This window comes from Streptomyces sp. NPDC016459 (genome assembly GCF_040632845.1).
Classification (GTDB): Bacteria; Actinomycetota; Actinomycetes; order Streptomycetales; family Streptomycetaceae; genus Streptomyces.
On record NZ_JBEYCR010000001.1, the window covers coordinates 196,756 to 214,059 of the forward strand.

Sequence of the window (17,304 nt, forward strand, 5' to 3'; positions counted from 1 at the left end):
TTCGCTCAGGCGAGTCGATGATCATGTACCGAGTGATCGCGCGATCAGCAGCCGTACGAAGACGAACGGAGCCGGGCCATGGGTGAACAGCAGCATGTGAAGTTCCCGCGGGAAGTCATCGAGGAGTACGCGGCCCTCGGCGTCGACCTCCCGGCGCTGTTCTCGGCCGGGCACCTCGGGAACCGGATGGGCGTCCAGATCCTGGAGGCCTCGGCGGAGCGGGTCGTCGGCACGATGCCGGTGGAGGGCAACACCCAGCCGTACGGCCTCCTGCACGGCGGCGCCTCGGCGGTGCTCGCCGAGACGCTGGGCTCCATCGGCTCGATGCTGCACGGCGGGGTCTCGAAGATCGCGGTCGGTGTCGACCTGAACTGCACCCACCACCGCGGGGCGCGCAGCGGCCTGGTGACCGGAGTGGCGACGCCGGTGCACCGCGGGCGATCCACCGCCACGTACGAGATCGTGATCACCGACGAGCAGGACAAGCGGGTCTGCACGGCCCGGCTGACCTGCATGCTGCGTGAGATCACCGCCAAGGACGCGGGCGACCTGCCGGAGGCGGGCCGGGCCGAGGGCGCCTGAGGGGCAGCGGGGCCGACCACACGGCGCGGCGCGGGACGGGGCGACCCTCCCGCGCCGCGCCGTTCGCGTGGGGAATCCCGTTCGGCTCCCCGACACCCGGCGCGGTCGGCGATGCGACGCACCCCTTCTCCCTGTCACCCTGAGTGACCGCCGTGCGAGTGGGGGTGAACCGACCGGGAGAAGCCGTCGCGTCCGCTCAGCTTTCTGCCACTGTCCGATATCCGGAGAGTCGGCCGAGCGCTCCGACAGGACCAAGATTCACTCAAGCCCCTTAGCGGAACTGCACGTTCTCACTATGTGAACACCGCATTACGGCCAGCTATGCCCCGGTTTGCCCAGTCGCTGCGCACACTCTTTCCCCGTCGGCATAACAAGACAGTCACATCATGACCTCGGCGCTCCCCGACCCTCCCCACCTGCGCCTAGAGTCACCGCCAGTCACCGCGCTGCCGGGCGCGTCCTACTGCACGGCCCTGTCACCACCTCGGTACGGCCCGGCGTTCCAAAACGGCACCCCTCGCTCCGCAGCTTCACGGCACCGCCTCATTCCGAGGGGGCCGCGCCAGGGAAAGGACCCTTCGTGCGAAACCGTTCGTTGCTCATACTCACCACCGCGGTCACCGCGGGAGCACTCACCCTCACCGCCTGTGGTTCGCGCGACGACAAGGGCGGCGCGGCCGAGAACGGTGACAGCGGCAACGTCACCGTGACCATCGGTCTCGACGCGCCCCTCACGGGCGAGCTCTCCGCCCTCGGCCTCGGCATCAAGAACTCGGCCGACCTGGCGGTCAAGACGGCCAACAAGAAGGCCCACGTCAAGGGCGTGACCTTCAAGCTGGAGTCCCTGGACGACCAGGCCCAGCCCTCCGCAGGCCAGCAGAACGCGACCAAGTTCGTCGCCGACAAGGGCGTCCTCGGCGTCGTCGGCCCGCTGAACTCCTCCGTCGCCGAGTCGATGCAGAAGGTGTTCGACGACGCCAAGCTGGCCCAGGTCTCCCCGGCCAACACCAACCCGGCGCTGACCCAAGGTGTCAACTGGAGCACGGGCGACAAGAAGCGCGGCTACAAGTCGTACTTCCGTACCGCCACCACGGACGCCATCCAGGGCCCGTTCGCCGCCCAGTACGTCTTCAACGAGGCCAAGAAGACCAAGGCCTTCATCATCGACGACAAGAAGACCTACGGCGCCGGCCTCGCGGGCACCTTCAAGAGCGAGTTCGAGAAGCTCGGCGGCAAGGTCCTCGGCACCGAGCACATCAACCCGGACACCAAGGACTTCTCCGCGGTCGCGACCAAGGTGAAGAGCTCCGGCGCCGACGTCGTCTACTACGGTGGCGAGTACCCGGCCGCCGGCCCGCTGGCCAAGCAGATCAAGGAAGCCGGCGCGAAGGTCACCGTCGTCGGCGGCGACGCGCTCTACAGCCCCGAGTACGTGAAGCTGGCGGGCGCCGCGGCGGCCAACGGTGACATCGCCACCTCCGTCGGTGCGCCGATCGAGTCCCTCGCCTCGGCCAAGGAGTTCCTGGCCGACTACAAGACCGGTGGCTACAAGGAGGCCTACGAGGCCTACGGCGGCTACGCGTACGACTCGACCTGGTCGATCATCGAGGCCGTCAAGAAGGTCGTGGACGGCAACGGCGGCAAGCTCCCCGAGGACGCCCGCGCCAAGGTCGTCGAGGCCCTGCAGGGCGTCTCCTTCGAGGGTGTGACCGGCAAGGTCTCCTTCGACGAGTTCGGTGACACCACCAACAAGCAGCTGACGGTCTACAAGGTCGAGGGCGGCGCGTTCAAGCCGGTCAAGTCCGGCACCTTCGGCGGCTGACCCACCCCACCACCACTCACGCACCACCTTCACCGCGCGGGGGGCCGCACCAGGCTCCCCGCGCGGTGTCACATCCGTCGAAAGTCTCGGAGGACAATGCGGTGAACGAACTGCCGCAGCAGCTGGTCAACGGCCTGCTACTGGGATCCATGTACGGGCTGGTCGCCGTCGGCTACACGATGGTCTACGGCATCGTCCAGCTCATCAACTTCGCCCATGGCGAGATCTTCATGACCGGCGGCTTCGGGGCCCTCACGGTCTGGCTCATCCTGCCCGGCGGCACCACCATGTGGGTGGCTCTGCCCCTCATGATCATCGGTGCCGTGCTCGTCGCGACGACCATAGCCATCGGGGCGGAACGGTTCGCCTACCGTCCGCTCCGCGGCGGCCCCCGGCTGGCCCCGCTCATCACGGCCATCGGTCTCTCGCTCGCCCTGCAGTACGCCGTCTGGGTCTGGTACCCGGAGGCGAAGTCCGCCCGGACCTTCCCGCAGATCCCCGGCGGCTCGATCGAGCTCGGCCCGATCACCATCCAGACCGGTGACGTCTTCCTGCTGATCGCCGCCCCCATCTGCATGGCCTTCCTCGCCTTCTTCGTCATGCGCACCCGCACCGGTCGCGGCATGCAGGCCACGGCGCAGGACCCGGACACCGCGAAGCTCATGGGCGTCAACACCGACCGGATCATCGTGATCGCGTTCGCCCTCGGTGCCGCGATGGCAGCGGTCGGCGCCGTCGCGTACGGCCTGAAGTACGGCGTCGTCGACTACAAGATGGGCTTCCTCCTCGGCCTCAAGGCCTTCACGGCGGCGGTCCTCGGCGGTATCGGCAACATCTACGGAGCCATGATCGGCGGAGTCGTCCTCGGTGTCGCCGAGACCATGGCGACGGCGTACATCAGCCACATCCCCGGTATGGAGCAGCTCGGCGGCCAGTCCTGGGCCGACGTCTGGGCCTTCGTACTCCTCATCGTCGTACTCCTCGCCCGGCCACAAGGCCTCCTCGGCGAGCGCGTCGCGGACAGGGCGTGAGCACCATGACCACCATCTCCGAGAACCCCAAGGCAGCCACGGCCCCCACGGCCGAGGCGACCGGCCTCATCGGCTTCGTGCCGGCCAAGGCCGCCCGCGCCCTCGCCCTGGGCGGCGGCGTCCTCACCGTCGCCAGCTGCTTCCTCGCCTGGACCTGGACCCCCCGCTTCCCGGGCGACCTCACCTTCTACGGCTCCCCCGCCGGCCTCCAGATGCAGGTCCTGGTCACGGGCCTGCTCACCACCCTCTTCGCCCTCTCCTCGTACGGCGTCAAGGGCACCCGTTGGCTCACCCCGGCCGGCGGTGACGCGGCACTCAAGCTCGCCGCGCTCGCCAACTTCGGCATCGCCTGGTTCACCGTCGCCGCCATCAGCATCCAGCTCGGCGGTCCGGTCAACCTGGAGCCAGGCGGCGCGGTCGTCGCGCTCGCCACCCTGCTCGCCCTCCTCGGTGCCCTCGCCCTTCCCTTCGAGCGGCCGAAGCTGCTGCCGGTCGACCCCGAGGACACCGGCTGGGACCAGTTCAAGCACGAGGCCGGCAACGGCTGGGCCACCTTCACGTCGGCCTTCGCCACCGGCACCGCGCGCAAGCTGCCCCCGATGCACTCCTCCGTCGAGATCCTGATCATCACGGGCGTCCTCGCCGTGGCGCTCGGCGTCTTCACCTACGGTGTCGGCACGGAGTACGACGAGCTGTTCCTCGGCTTCCTGATCACCGCCGGGATCGGCTTCGCGGCGGTCAACAAGTCGGGCCTCATGGCGCAGGCCACGCAGCTCACCAAGAAGCACCAGAACCTCTCCATCGCGGGCGCGTTCATCGCCGCGGCGCTCTTCCCCTTCACCCAGACCGACGACCAGTACGCGACGCTCGGCGTCTACATCCTGATCTTCGCCACCGTCGCCCTCGGTCTGAACATCGTCGTCGGCCTCGCCGGTCTCCTCGACCTCGGTTACGTCGCCTTCCTCGGCGTCGGCGCCTACGCGGCCGCCCTCGTCTCGGGCGCCCCGACCTCGCCGTTCGGCGTCCACCTCCCCTTCTGGGCCGCCATCCTCGTCGGCGCCGGAGCCTCCCTGGTCTTCGGTGTCCTCATCGGCGCCCCGACCCTGCGGCTGCGCGGCGACTACCTCGCCATCGTGACGCTCGGCTTCGGTGAGATCTTCCGTATCGCCGTGATGAACACCGACGGCACCTCGGGGCCGGACATCACCAACGGCTCCAACGGCATCGCGTCCATCCCGAACCTCAACATGTTCGGGTTCGACTTCGGCGCCGAGCACTCGATCGCCGGCTTCACCATCGGACGCTTCGCCAACTACTTCTTCCTGATGCTGCTGATCATGGCGGTCGTCGTGCTGGTCTTCCGGCGCAGCGGCGACTCCCGCATCGGCCGCGCCTGGGTCGCCATCCGCGAGGACGAGACCGCCGCGCTCGCCATGGGCATCAACGGCTTCCGGGTCAAGCTCATCGCCTTCGCGCTCGGCGCCTCGCTCGCCGGCCTCGCCGGCACCGTGCAGGCCCACGTCACCTACACGGTGACCCCGGAGCAGTACCTCTTCGCCGGTCCCATCCCGCCCAACTCCGCCTTCCTGCTCGCGGCCGTCGTCCTCGGCGGCATGGGCACGATGAGCGGTCCCCTGGTCGGTGCCTCGCTGCTCTTCCTCATCCCCAACAAGCTCCAGTTCATGGGCGAGTACCAGCTGTTCGCCTTCGGCGTCGCGCTGATCCTCCTCATGCGCTTCCGCCCGGAGGGCATCATCGCCAACCGGCGCAACCAGCTGGAGTTCCACGAGAAGGACGAGACGCCCGCCACGCTCGCCAAGGCAGGTGCCTGAACCATGACGACCACCACGAAGTCCGCCGACGCCACCACCGCGCCGGCCGCCGGCGAGACCGTCCTCGACGCGCGCGGGGTCACCATGCGCTTCGGCGGCCTCACCGCCGTACGCGATGTGAACCTGACCGTGAACAGCGGCGAGATCGTCGGTCTCATCGGCCCCAACGGCGCCGGCAAGACCACCTTCTTCAACTGCCTCACCGGTCTCTACGTCCCCACCGAGGGTGAGGTCCGGTACAAGGGCACGGTCCTGCCCCCCACGTCGTACAAGGTCACCGACGCCGGCATCGCCCGTACCTTCCAGAACATCCGCCTCTTCCACAACATGACCGTCCTGGAGAACGTCCTCGTCGGACGCCACACCCGGATGAAGCAGGGCCTCTGGTCCGCGCTGCTGCGCCTCCCCGCCTTCAAGAAGGCCGAGGCGGAGGCGTCGAAGCGGGCAATGGAACTCCTGGAGTTCATCGGCCTCCAGGACAAGGCACAGCACCTCGCCAAGAACCTCCCGTACGGCGAGCAGCGCAAGCTGGAGATCGCCCGCGCCCTCGCGAGCGACCCCGGCCTGATCCTGCTCGACGAGCCCACCGCCGGCATGAACCCGCAGGAGACGCGGGCGGCGGAGGAACTCATCTTCGCCATCCGGGACATGGGCATCGCCGTGCTCGTCATCGAGCACGACATGCGGTTCATCTTCAACCTCTGCGACCGGGTCGCCGTGCTCGTCCAGGGCCAGAAGCTGATCGAGGGCGACAGCCAGACCGTCCAGAGCGACGAGCGGGTCATCGCCGCGTACCTGGGCGAGCCCGTGGCGGACGAGCCCGCGGCGGCGGCCGACGACACCCCGGCGGCCCCGGCGGCCCCGGCGGCCCCGGCCGTCGAGAAGGCCCCGGCCGCCGAGGAGGCCGCGGCTTCCGAGGAGACCCCCGTCACCGGGACGGCTCCGGCTTCCGAGGAGACCCCCGCCACCGAGGCGGCCCCGGCGTCCGAGGCCGCCCCGGCTTCCGACGAGGCTCCGGCGAAGACCCCGGCCTCGAAGGACACCCCGCACGACCCTGCTTCGGGCAAGGAGAACGACGCATGACCGCACTGCTCGAAGTCGAGGACCTGCGCGTCGCCTACGGAAAGATCGAGGCCGTCAAGGGCATCTCCTTCTCCGTCGACGCCGGTGAGGTCGTCACCCTCATCGGCACCAACGGCGCCGGGAAGACCACCACCCTGCGGACCCTCTCCGGGCTCCTCAAGCCGGTCGGCGGCCAGATCAAGTTCGAGGGCAAGTCCCTCCGCAAGATCCCCGCGCACAAGATCGTCTCGCTGGGCCTGGCGCACTCCCCCGAGGGCCGGCACATCTTCCCCCGGATGACGATCGAGGAGAACCTCCTCCTCGGCGCCTTCCTCCGGAAGGACACCGCGGGCATCGCCAAGGACGTCCAGCGCGCCTACGACCTCTTCCCCATCCTGGGCGAACGTCGCAGGCAGGCGGCCGGCACCCTCTCCGGCGGTGAGCAGCAGATGCTCGCCATGGGCAGGGCGCTGATGTCGCAGCCGAAGCTGCTCATGCTCGACGAGCCCTCCATGGGTCTCTCGCCGATCATGATGCAGAAGATCATGGCGACGATCGCCGAACTGAAGGCCCAGGGCACCACCATCCTGCTCGTCGAGCAGAACGCCCAGGCCGCGCTCGCCCTGGCGGACCACGGTCACGTCATGGAGATCGGCAAGGTCGTCCTGTCCGGCACCGGCCGGGACCTGCTCCACGACGAGTCCGTCCGCAAGGCGTACCTCGGCGAGGACTGAACCGCTCGCTGACGGAAGGCCCGCCCCGCGGTGACGTGGGGCGGGCCTTCTTCGCGTCTTCGGTACGGGCGGGCTCCTACTGGCCCTTGGCCGCCTTCTTCTCCTCGGCGTCCTCGATGACGGCCTCGGCGACCTGCTGCATCGACATGCGGCGGTCCATCGAGGTCTTCTGGATCCAGCGGAACGCGGCCGGCTCCGTCAGCCCGTACTGGGTCTGCAGGATCGACTTGGCGCGGTCCACCAGCTTGCGCGTCTCCAGGCGGAGGGAGAGGTCGGCGACCTCCTTCTCCAGGGCGCGCAGCTCGGCGAACCGGGAGACGGCCATCTCGATGGCCGGCACCACGTCGCTCTTGCTGAAGGGCTTCACCAGGTACGCCATGGCGCCGGCGTCCCGGGCGCGCTCGACCAGCTCGCGCTGCGAGAAGGCGGTGAGCATGAGGACCGGGGCGATGGACTCGCCGGCGATCTTCTCGGCGGCCGAGATCCCGTCGAGGACGGGCATCTTCACGTCCAGGATGACGAGGTCGGGCCGGTGCTCACGGGCGAGTTCGACGGCCTTGGCACCGTCTCCGGCCTCGCCGACGACCGTGTAGCCCTCTTCCTCCAGCATCTCTTTGAGGTCGAGGCGGATGAGGGCCTCGTCCTCGGCGATGACGACACGGGTCGTCAGCGGAGGAACGTGCGACGCCTCGGCGTCGTCGGCGGGCTGGGGCGACTCGGGGGCGGTCACGCGGGCTCCTCGTTCGATGGCCTCGTTCCGAGGCGGATACAGCTCCCCATGAGCCTACCTACCTCCTGTAAGGTAGGGACACGGCGGGTGATCACCCACCTTCGTTTCGAAGGATGCCCCGGTAGCCCAGCGGTAGAGGCAGTGGTCTCAAACACCATCCAGCGTGGGTTCGAATCCCACCCGGGGCACTTTACCTGCGATTCCAAGGCATGAGATGGATGGCCCGATCAAGGACCTCCCCGCCTCCCCCTATGTCAGGGACTCTCCGATGTGGTGGACCCGGACCAGGTTCGTCGAGCCCGCGACTCCCGGCGGGGAGCCCGCCGTGATGACCACGATGTCGCCCTTCCTGCAGCGGCCGATGCGCAGCAGTTCCTCGTCGACCTGGGCCACCATCGCGTCCGTCGAGTCCACGTGCGGGCCGAGGAAGGTCTCGACGCCCCAGGTGAGGTTGAGCTGGGAGCGGGTGGCCGGGTCCGGGGTGAAGGCCAGGAGGGGGATCGGGGATCGGTAGCGGGAGAGGCGCTTGACCGTGTCGCCGGACTGGGTGAAGGCGACGAGGAACTTGGCGCCGAGGAAGTCGCCCATCTCGGCGGCCGCGCGGGCCACGGCGCCGCCCTGGGTGCGGGGCTTGTTGCGGTCGGTCAGCGGGGGCAGGCCCTTGGCGAGGACGTCCTCCTCCGCGGCCTCGACGATCCGGCTCATGGTGCGGACCGTCTCGATCGGGTAGCGGCCGACGCTGGTCTCGCCGGAGAGCATCACGGCGTCGGTGCCGTCGATGACCGCGTTCGCCACGTCGCTCGCCTCGGCGCGGGTGGGGCGGGAGTTGTCGATCATCGAGTCGAGCATCTGGGTGGCGACGATGACCGGCTTGGCGTTGCGCTTGGCGAGCTTGACGGCGCGCTTCTGGACGATCGGCACCTGCTCCAGGGGCATCTCGACGCCCAGGTCGCCGCGGGCCACCATGATGCCGTCGAAGGCGGCGACGATCTCGTCGATGTTCTCGACGGCCTGCGGCTTCTCGACCTTGGCGATGACGGGCAGCCGGCGTCCCTCCTCGTCCATGATCCGGTGGACGTCCACGATGTCGCGGGCGCTGCGGACGAAGGAGAGGGCGATGACGTCGGCGCCGATGCGCAGCGCCCAGCGGAGGTCCTCGATGTCCTTCTCGGAGAGGGCGGGGACGGAGACGGCGACGCCGGGGAGGTTGAGGCCCTTGTGGTCGGAGACCATGCCGCCCTCGATGACGAGGGTGTTCACCCGGGGTCCTTCGACGGAGACGACCTCCAGGGTGACGCGGCCGTCGTCGACGAGGATGCGCTCACCGGGGGTGACGTCTTCGGCGAGACCGGAGTAGGTCGTCCCGCAGCCGTGGCGGTCGCCTTCCATCGGTTCGACGGTGATGGCGAACTCGTCGCCGCGTTCAAGGAGTACGGGGCCTTCGCGGAAGCGGCCGAGGCGGATCTTCGGGCCTTGAAGGTCGGCGAGGACGCCGACGCTCCGGCCGGTCTCGTCGGAGGCCTTGCGTACGTGGCGGTAGCGCTCCTCGTGCTCGGCGTACGTGCCGTGGCTGAGGTTGAGGCGGGCCACGTCCATTCCGGCCTCGATCAACGACTTGATCTGGTCGTATGTTTCGGTGGCGGGTCCAAGGGTACAAACGATTTTCGCTCGGCGCATGGGTCGAGCCTAGGCCTTACCCACCAGTAGCGAGTTGGTGGGACATGACTACTCAACAACCTTTCCGTGAAAGGCTGTTGACAAGTCTTGAATATGTGCGCCGGGGTGCTCCGATGAGCGATTCACGCGTCCCGGCGCCCCCTTCTCAGAGGGTCGGCGGCCGCATCGTGAAGCGTGCCACGACCTCGGCGGTGACCGTCCGCCGCTGCGGTTCGAGGTCCAGCGGGGGTGCCTCGCCGACCCCCTCGGCCGCGAAGGCCATCGGGGCTCCGGCGAAGGGCGGCGGCATCGGCGCTCCCGGGCCCGCGAGCCCGGCGTCCGAGAGTTCGAGGAGTGACGCGAGCGAGGTGCCGAGCGCCTCCGCGTAGGCCCGCGCCCGCTGGACCGCCTCCGTCACGGCGAGCCGACGTGCCTCCGCGTACGCCGGGGAGTCGGGCCGCAGTGCCCACCAGGGGCCGTCCACGCTCGTCAGCTCCAGGTCGGCGAGCCGGGTCACCAGTTCCCCGAGCAGGGTGAAGTCGGTCAGTTCGGCGGTCACCCGGACGCGGCCCCGGTAGGCCTGCACGCGCTCGCCCCGGCCGCGCCGGCCGAGCTCGGGGGCGATGGAGAGCTTCCGGTCTCCAGTGCCCCGAGGGCGTCGCCCTGCGCCTTGAGCAGGTCGAGCACCCGGGCGTTGCGCCGGGTGAGGTCCGCGAGCGCCGCCGCCCGGTCCGTCCCGCGCGCCGAGACGGTCACGCCGATCCGGGCGAGCTCCGGGTCGACGTCGAGGCGTCCCTCGCCACGGACCGTCACCTGGGGTGCCCCGGGGGTCGCGTGTTCCTGTGTCACGTCCTGACTCCTCCGCGTACGACGACAGCGTCACCGAACACTTTCCCACTCCGTAACCCGAAAGGGCTGTTGCCCACGGGGAGGCCTGGGCCAGAATCTACGCGCGTTGTGCGCCCGTGCGCCGACGCCGGACGAACCAAGGAGAGCACATGCCGTTGAACCGCCGGACGTTCCTGGAGAGCTCCGTCGCCGTCGGGGCCGGAGCCGCCCTCACCGCCGGGGCCGTCGCCCCCGCCGAGGCACACGAGCGTCGTCCCAAGCCGGCCAAGCGGTACTCCTTCACCGTGATGGGCACCACCGACCTGCACGGAAACGTCTTCAACTGGGACTACTTCACGGACAGGGAGTTCGACGACAAGGCGCACAACGACGTCGGCCTCGCCAAGATCTCCACTCTGGTCGACCAGGTCCGCGCCGCGAAGGGCCGCCGCAACACCCTCCTCATCGACGCCGGCGACACCATCCAGGGCACCCAGCTGTCCTACTACTACGCCAAGGTCGACCCGATCACGAAGGCCGGCGGTCCGGTCCACCCGATGGCCCAGGCCATGAACGCCATCGGCTACGACGCCGCCGCCCTCGGCAACCACGAGTTCAACTACGGCATCCCGGTGCTGCGGAAGTTCGAGGAGCAGTGCGACTTCCCGCTGCTCGGTGCCAACGCGCTCGACGCGAAGACGCTGCGCCCGGCCTTCCCGCCGTACAGCATGCACCGGATGCGCACCCCGCACGGCAGGGACGTCAAGGTCGCGGTGCTGGGCCTGACCAACCCGGGCATCGCCATCTGGGACAAGGCGAACGTCAGCGGCAGGATGGTCTTCCCCGGGCTCGAGGAGCAGGCCGCGAAGTGGGTGCCGAAGCTGCGCTCGATGGGCGCGGACGTGGTCGTCGTCTCGGCGCACTCCGGTTCCAGCGGCACGTCCTCGTACGGTGACCAGCTCCCCCACGTCGAGAACGCGGCCGGGCTCGTCGCCGAGCAGGTGCCGGGCATCGACGCGATCCTCGTCGGTCACGCGCACACCGAGATCCCGGAGTACCGGGTGAGGAACAAGGAGACGGGCAAGGACGTCGTCCTGTCCGAGCCGCTGAAGTGGGGCCAGCGGCTCACCCTCTTCGACTTCGACCTGGTGTGGGAGAAGGGCCGCTGGGTCGTCGAGAAGGTCGGCGCGCAGGTCCTCAACTCCAACACGGTGGCGGAGGACCCGGAGATCACGGGGCTGCTGGCGGACGAGCACACGAAGGTCGTCGCGTACGTCAACCAGGTCATCGGCACCTCCACCGCCGTCATGACCACGGCCGACGCGCCGTGGAAGGACGAGCCGATCATCGACCTGATCAACGTGGTCCAGACCGAGACGGTGAGGGCGGCCCTCGCGGGCGGCGCGTACGCGGACCTGCCGGTGCTCTCGCAGGCGTCCTGCTTCTCCCGGACGGCCCGGATACCGGCCGGCCGGATCACCATCAAGGACGCCGCCGGGCTCTACCCCTTCGAGAACACCATGGAGGCCCGGCTGATGACGGGCGCCCAGCTGAAGGAGTACCTGGAGTACTCGGCGAAGTACTACGTCCGGACCCCGGCCGGCGCGCCCGTCGACACCGCGAAGCTGACCAACGCGGACGGCACGCCGGACTACAACTACGACGCCGTGTCGGGTCTCACGTACGAGATCGACATCGCGAAGCCGGCCGGTGCGCGGATCGTGAACCTGGCCTTCGAGGGCGCGCCGGTCGATCCGGCGGCGAAGTTCGTCCTCGCGGTCAACAACTACCGGGCGAGCGGCGGCGGCGCGTTCCCGCACGTGGCGAACGCCCCGCAGCTGTGGGCGAACTCGGACGAGATCCGCAACACCATCATCCAGTGGGTGCAGGCGAAGGGGACGGTCGACCCGGGTCTGTTCGCCTCGGTGGACTGGAGGCTGACCCGGGACGGCGTGCCGGTCTTCTAGGACCTCACTGCTGTACGAGGGGCGTCAGCTTCTGGCTCTGGGCCGGAATGCTCGGCGCCTCTCGTGTCTCCAGGCCGAAGCTGGTGAAGGCCGTGCGGCGGGGCAGCTGGTACGGCTCCTTGCCGGTGATCGAGTTGAGGATGGTCGCGCTGCGCCAGGCGGCGAGGCCCAGGTCGGGGGCGCCGACGCCGTGGGTGTGCTTCTCGGCGTTCTGGACGTGGACGGCGCCGGTGACGGACGGGTCGAGGACCAGCCGGTACCGCTCGTCGATCCGGGCGCGGCCCGCCGAGTCGTGGCGGAGGTACGGGTCGAGGCCGGCGAGCATCCGGTCCACCGGGCGCTCCCGGTAGCCGGTCGCGAGAACGACGGCGTCGGTGGTGAGCCGGGAGCGGGTGCCCTGCTGGATGTGCTCCAGGTGCAGTTCGACCTGGGTGGTGGCGACCCGCCCGGCGGTGCGGACGCGGACGCCGGGGGTGAGGACGGCGTCGGGCCAGCCGCCGTGCAGGGTGCGCCGGTAGAGCTCGTCGTGGATGGCGGCGAGGGTGTCGGCGTCGATGCCCTTGTGGAGCTGCCACTGGCGGGGGACGAGGTCGCCGCGTACCGCCTCGGGCAGGGCGTGGAAGTAGCGGGTGTAATCGGGGGTGAAGTGCTCGAGACCCAGTTTGGAGTACTCCATCGGGGCGAAGGCCTCGGTGCGGGCCAGCCAGTGGATCCTCTCGGCTCCGGCGGGGCGGGCCCGCAGGAGGTCGAGGAAGACCTCGGCGCCGGACTGGCCGGAGCCGATGACGGTGACGTGCCGTGCGGCGAGCAGCTTCTCGCGGTGGGTCAGGTAGTCGGCGGAGTGGAAGACGGGGACGCCGGGGGCGTCGGCGAGCGGCTTGAGCGGCTCGGGGACGTACGGCTCGGTGCCGACGCCGAGGACGACGTTGCGGGTGTACGCGCGGCCCAGTGCCTCGGCCTCGCCGTCCGTGTCGAGCTGGGTGAAGTCGACTTCGAACAGGCGCCGTTCGGGGTTCCAGCGGACCGAGTCGACCTGGTGGCCGAAGTGGAGTCCGGGGAGCCGCTCGCTGACCCAGCGGCAGTAGGCGTCGTACTCGGCGCGCTGGATGTGGAACTTCTCGGCGAAGTAGAAGGGGAAGAGGCGGTCCCTGCTCTTCAGGTAGTTGAGGAAGGTCCAGGGGCTCGCGGGGTCGGCGAGGGTCACCAGGTCGGCGAGGAAGGGGACCTGGAGGGTGGCGCCGTCGATGAGGAGGCCCGGGTGCCAGTGGAAGGCGGGCCGCTGCTCGTAGAACGCGGTGGCGAGGCCGCCGGGGACGCCCTGGGCGAGGGCGGCGAGCGAGAGGTTGAAGGGGCCGATGCCGACGCCCACCAGGTCGTGGGGGCGGTCGAGGTCGTCCTTGGGGGTGCTGCCGGTCATCGGTGCGTGCCGCCTTCCGCGAGGGTGAGGAGCTGTGCCAGGTCGCCGTGGGTGGCGTGGGGGTTGAGCAGGGTGGCCTTGAGCCAGAGGCGGCCGTCGGCCTCGGCGCGGCCGAGGACGGCGCGGCCCTCGGCGAGGAGGGTGCGGCGGATCGTGGCGACGGTCCGGTCGTCGGCGCCGCTGGGCCGGAAGAGGACGGTGGTGAGGGTGGGGCGGGCCCGCAGGTCGAGTCCCGGGGTCTTCTCCACCAGGTCGGCGAGGTCCTGGGCGAGGTCCATGCACGTGTCGACGAGGGCGCCGAGGCCGGTGCGGCCGAGGGCGCGGAGGGTGACGGCCGTCTTGAGGACGTCGGGGCGGCGGGTGGTGCGCAGGGAGCGGCCGAGGAGGTCGGGGAGGCCGGCCTCGGTGTCGTCGTCGGCGTTGAGGTAGGCGGCGGTGTGGCCGAGGGCGGCGAGGTCGGCGGTGTCGCGTACGGCGAGGAGTCCGGCGGCGGCCGGCTGCCAGCCGAGTTTGTGCAGGTCGACGGTGACGCTACGGGCGCGGTCGAGGCCGTCGAGGAGGTGGCGGTGGGTCCGGCTGAGGAGGACGGGGCCTCCGTAGGCGGCGTCGACGTGGAGTTCGGCGCCGTGGGCGGCGCAGGTGTCGGCGAGCTCAGGCAGCGGGTCGATCAGTCCCTCGTCGGTGGTGCCGGCGGTGGCGGCGACGAGGACGGGGCCTTCGGTGCGGGCCAGGGCATCGGCGAGGGCGGCGGGGTCGATCGTGCCGTTCGGGGTGGGGACGGTGACCGGCTCGGCGAGGCCGAGGAGCCAGGCGGCGCGGTGGAGGGAGTGGTGGGCGTTCGCGCCGACGACGGTACGGAGGGCCGGGCCGTGGCGTTCTCTCGCCAGGAGCAGGGCGATCTGGTTGGACTCGGTGCCGCCGGTGGTGACGAGGGCGTCGGCGGCCGCCGCTCCGGGGAAGACCTCGGCGGCGAGGGCCCCCGTGACCTCCGCTTCGAGGACGGAGGCGGCGGGCGCCTGGTCCCAGGAGTCCATGGACGGGTTGAGCGCGGAGGCGGCGAGGTCGGCGGCGGCCGCGAGGGCGAGGGGCGGGGTGTGGAGGTGGGCGGCGCAGAGGGGGTGGGCGGGGTCGGCGGCGCCTTCCGCGAGGAGGCGGACCAGGGTACGAAGGGCCTCGTCCGGGCCGGTGCCGCGCTCCGGCAGGGCCTCGCCGAGGGCCTCGCGCACCCGGCGCGCCACGGCTTCGGGGCCGCCGGCCGGGAGAGGGCCGCCCCTGGCCTGCGCTCCTTCGCGGAGGGCGTCGAGGGCGGTGCCCAGGTAGCGGCTGAGGGGGGTGGGGTCGACGGCGAGGGGTGGGGGTGCGGCACGCATGGACGACAGGGTGGCGGGCCGCGGTGGGGGCTGTCCGGAGAGTGGGGGGTTGTGACCCGAACGGGGGACACGTACCTGGCCGGGGCGCGCCGGTCCGTGCCGTGGGGCCGGTGGTGGAGTGCCGGGCGTGCGGCACGGCCACCGGGGGGGGCGGGACGGTGGTGGAGTGCCCGGCGTGCGGCACGGCCACCGGGCGGGCCGGCCGTCGCGCCCGCACCGTCGGCGGACGACCCCTCCTCGTCCGAGACGATCGTCAGGGGCGACCGTGCCAGTCGAGGCACACCACCATGGCGTCGTCGTCCGCGTCGATGGGGCCGCGGTGGCCGGAGAGCTCCTGCAGGACGGCGCGGGGTACCTGGGAGGGCGGGAGAAGACGGGTGTTGGTCATCGCGCGGATCAGAGCCCGCTCGCTGTACCGCTCTCCCGCCGGGGAGGCCACGTCGTAGACGCCGTCACTCACGAAGAGCAGCCGGTCTCCCGGCTCCATCCGGAGGCGCTGCACGCTGTAGATGGAGTCCTCGAACATGCCCAGCGGAAGCTGCGCGTCGAGTTCGATCAGTTCTGCCCTGCCCTGCCTCAGGCGCCACATCTTGGGAGAACCGGCGTCGATGACCTCCGTCTCCCCGGTCTCCAGGTCGAACCTCAGATGGAGGACGGAGAGGTGCACGGCCCCGTGGTAGTGGCCGTAGACCGCCTGGTCGGCCAGGCACACCTGGTCGGTGAGCGAGAGGCCGGCGCGGCGGGCGTTGCGCAGGGAGTTGATGGCGAGGTTCGTGAGCAGGGCGGCCTCGATGCCTTCGCCCATGCCGTTGGTCACGGTGAGGGTGAGGTGGTCGGCAGAGGTCGACCAGTCGAAGTTGTCGCCGTAGATCGCGTAGGCCGGTTCGAGCTGCGCCCCGAGTTCGTATTCGGGGCGGGAGCAGGAGCGGCCGGGCAGGAGTTGCCACTGCATCTCGGCGGCGAGGGTGAGGCGGTCCGCGCGGCGGGCCTGGAGGTAGAGGTCGGTGTCCCGCTCGGCGACCACGATCCCGTAGGCCAGTACTTCCGCGACGTCCTCCAGTTCCCGGGCGGTGTCCGCGTCGTAGGAGTCCGCCGGAAGCCGCACGCTGAGGATGCCGATGCGGTCGCCCCGCACGCTGACGGGCAGGTGTGCGGTGACCCGGTCGGTGCCCTTGACGGCCTCTGCGTAGGGTTCCTGGGCGCCGAAGGCCCTGCCGGGCGCGCTGGTGTGGACGGGGATCGGCTCGGCGGTGTATGGGAGGGCGCTGACGGGTTGCAGTATGGTCATCGCGTAGTCGGCCATGAGCAGGTCGACGGATTCGGCGGCGTAGTGGGCAGTGAGCGCGTCCCGCACCGCTTCGAGGAGGGCGTGGGGTGCGGCTCTGCGGAGGGAGCGTTCCACCGCTGTGAATCTGTCCACCGTTCGGTTACCACCTGTTCGGAAATAGCGGGAAAAAGAGCGGATGGTCTTTCATGCTTCAGCGACTGACAGGACCATTGCGAAGTGTCACAGTTGGGGACATGCATTCCCTACCTACCCCGGGCGGCGATCGGGATGCTGCCGCGCAGGCGACGCGCGAGGTCATCGAGCTGCTGGAAGTGCTCTGGAGCCAGGCCCGGGACATGACGCCGACGGCCCCGGTGTCGCCGTCGCAGCTTCGGGTGCTGTACACGCTGGACCGTCATCACGGGATCAACCTGCGCACCTTGGGAGAGGCGCTCAGCTCGACGCCTTCGTCGGTGAGCCGGATGTGTGACCGTCTACACGCCCTGGGATTCATCAAGCGGTCCCTCAGCTCCGCCAGTCGCCGCGAGCTCGAGCTGCGCTTGTCGAGCCGAGGGGAAAACTACCTCAGGGACCTGAGGGCGCGTCGCGAACACGTGCTTCTCGAGATCATCACCGACATGACGGTGGAGGAACGGGCCGCGCTCACGAAGGGGCTGGCCGGTTTCAGCCGGGTCGCGGGTGACACCAGCCCGCCGGGCGAGGAGCCGGGGGACGACGCTGTGGAATCGGCCTGATCCCCTGATCCCCCGATCGGCCGAGCGCGTCGACCGGATCACCGTACTCCTGACTTCCCGCTGCCCACGCCTGCCCGCGGGGTGCACGCCCTGCGGGCGGACTGCCCCGCGGCTCCGCCCTTGTCCGAGGGCGCATGTCATCGCGATGCCGGGTTACTGGACCTCTGCGCGGCGGCCTGCTCGCACAGCCGCCCGGAGAGCGCCCGTGCGTCCCCTTCGACCGCGCCGTGCCGCGCCGTGCCGCGCCGTGC

Annotated in this window: 13 protein-coding genes, 1 tRNA gene and 1 pseudogene; 9 read left to right on the top strand and 6 right to left on the bottom strand. The window is 70.2% G+C overall.

Features of this window, described 5'->3' with window-relative positions; genetic code table 11:
* Positions 1 to 78: 78 nt before the first annotated feature.
* The 6 genes from ABZ567_RS00880 (at position 79) to ABZ567_RS00905 (ending at position 7,063) form a co-directional block, all read left to right on the top strand.
* A complete protein-coding gene (locus ABZ567_RS00880; RefSeq protein ID WP_360782883.1) occupies positions 79 to 582 on the top strand; it encodes a hotdog fold thioesterase in 504 nt (167 codons plus the stop codon).
* A 580-nt stretch (positions 583 to 1,162) separates the two neighbouring features.
* Complete coding sequence (locus ABZ567_RS00885; RefSeq protein WP_360782886.1) at positions 1,163 to 2,404, top strand: branched-chain amino acid ABC transporter substrate-binding protein; 1,242 nt, start codon at positions 1,163 to 1,165, stop codon at positions 2,402 to 2,404.
* A gap of 101 nt (positions 2,405 to 2,505) precedes the next feature.
* On the top strand, positions 2,506 to 3,435 hold the full coding sequence (locus ABZ567_RS00890; RefSeq protein ID WP_360782889.1) for a branched-chain amino acid ABC transporter permease: 930 nt from the start codon (positions 2,506 to 2,508) through the stop codon (positions 3,433 to 3,435).
* A gap of 5 nt (positions 3,436 to 3,440) precedes the next feature.
* Positions 3,441 to 5,267 carry a branched-chain amino acid ABC transporter permease gene (locus ABZ567_RS00895; RefSeq protein WP_360784978.1) on the top strand — a complete coding sequence of 609 codons (1,827 nt, stop codon included), beginning with the start codon at positions 3,441 to 3,443 and terminating at the stop codon, positions 5,265 to 5,267.
* A gap of 3 nt (positions 5,268 to 5,270) precedes the next feature.
* Positions 5,271 to 6,350, top strand: a complete 1,080-nt coding sequence (locus ABZ567_RS00900; protein ID WP_360782893.1) for an ABC transporter ATP-binding protein — start codon at positions 5,271 to 5,273, stop codon at positions 6,348 to 6,350.
* A complete protein-coding gene (locus ABZ567_RS00905) occupies positions 6,347 to 7,063 on the top strand; it encodes an ABC transporter ATP-binding protein (RefSeq protein WP_360782896.1) in 717 nt (238 codons plus the stop codon). The genes ABZ567_RS00900 and ABZ567_RS00905 overlap by 4 nt, the downstream gene beginning before the upstream one ends.
* A gap of 76 nt (positions 7,064 to 7,139) precedes the next feature.
* Here ABZ567_RS00905 and ABZ567_RS00910 read toward each other — a convergent pair whose 3' ends face one another.
* Complete coding sequence (locus ABZ567_RS00910; protein WP_360782899.1) at positions 7,140 to 7,793, bottom strand: response regulator; 654 nt, start codon at positions 7,791 to 7,793, stop codon at positions 7,140 to 7,142.
* A gap of 115 nt (positions 7,794 to 7,908) precedes the next feature.
* Between ABZ567_RS00910 and ABZ567_RS00915 the strand changes: the two genes are divergently transcribed.
* Positions 7,909 to 7,981, top strand: a tRNA-Leu gene (locus tag ABZ567_RS00915).
* A gap of 61 nt (positions 7,982 to 8,042) precedes the next feature.
* Here the strand turns inward: ABZ567_RS00915 and pyk are convergent.
* Positions 8,043 to 9,470, bottom strand: a complete 1,428-nt coding sequence (gene pyk / locus ABZ567_RS00920) for a pyruvate kinase (RefSeq protein ID WP_360782902.1) — start codon at positions 9,468 to 9,470, stop codon at positions 8,043 to 8,045.
* Between the two features lie 145 nt (positions 9,471 to 9,615).
* A pseudogene (locus ABZ567_RS00925) lies at positions 9,616 to 10,298 on the bottom strand (SIMPL domain-containing protein).
* 149 nt (positions 10,299 to 10,447) lie between these two features.
* Between ABZ567_RS00925 and ABZ567_RS00930 the strand changes: the two are divergent.
* The gene (locus tag ABZ567_RS00930) at positions 10,448 to 12,244 is read left to right on the top strand and encodes a 5'-nucleotidase C-terminal domain-containing protein (protein ID WP_360782904.1); all 1,797 of its coding nucleotides are present in this window, start codon (positions 10,448 to 10,450) and stop codon (positions 12,242 to 12,244) included.
* A gap of 4 nt (positions 12,245 to 12,248) precedes the next feature.
* Here ABZ567_RS00930 and ABZ567_RS00935 read toward each other — a convergent pair whose 3' ends face one another.
* The 3 genes from ABZ567_RS00935 to ABZ567_RS00945 all read right to left on the bottom strand — a co-directional run bounded on the left by ABZ567_RS00935 (position 12,249) and on the right by ABZ567_RS00945 (position 16,451).
* Entirely contained in the window at positions 12,249 to 13,661 is a 1,413-nt protein-coding gene (locus ABZ567_RS00935; protein ID WP_360782907.1) for a SidA/IucD/PvdA family monooxygenase, read from the bottom strand.
* The gene (locus ABZ567_RS00940; RefSeq protein WP_360782910.1) at positions 13,658 to 15,031 is read right to left on the bottom strand and encodes an aminotransferase class V-fold PLP-dependent enzyme; all 1,374 of its coding nucleotides are present in this window, start codon (positions 15,029 to 15,031) and stop codon (positions 13,658 to 13,660) included. The genes ABZ567_RS00935 and ABZ567_RS00940 overlap by 4 nt, the downstream gene beginning before the upstream one ends.
* Before the next feature lie 253 nt (positions 15,032 to 15,284).
* Positions 15,285 to 16,451, bottom strand: coding sequence for a PP2C family protein-serine/threonine phosphatase (locus ABZ567_RS00945; RefSeq protein WP_360782913.1), 1,167 nt, complete (start codon positions 16,449 to 16,451; stop codon positions 15,285 to 15,287).
* Between the two features lie 101 nt (positions 16,452 to 16,552).
* Here ABZ567_RS00945 and ABZ567_RS00950 point away from each other — a divergent pair, with 101 nt between their 5' ends.
* Positions 16,553 to 17,053 carry a MarR family transcriptional regulator gene (locus ABZ567_RS00950; protein ID WP_360782916.1) on the top strand — a complete coding sequence of 167 codons (501 nt, stop codon included), beginning with the start codon at positions 16,553 to 16,555 and terminating at the stop codon, positions 17,051 to 17,053.
* The last annotated feature ends 251 nt before the right edge of the window (positions 17,054 to 17,304 follow it).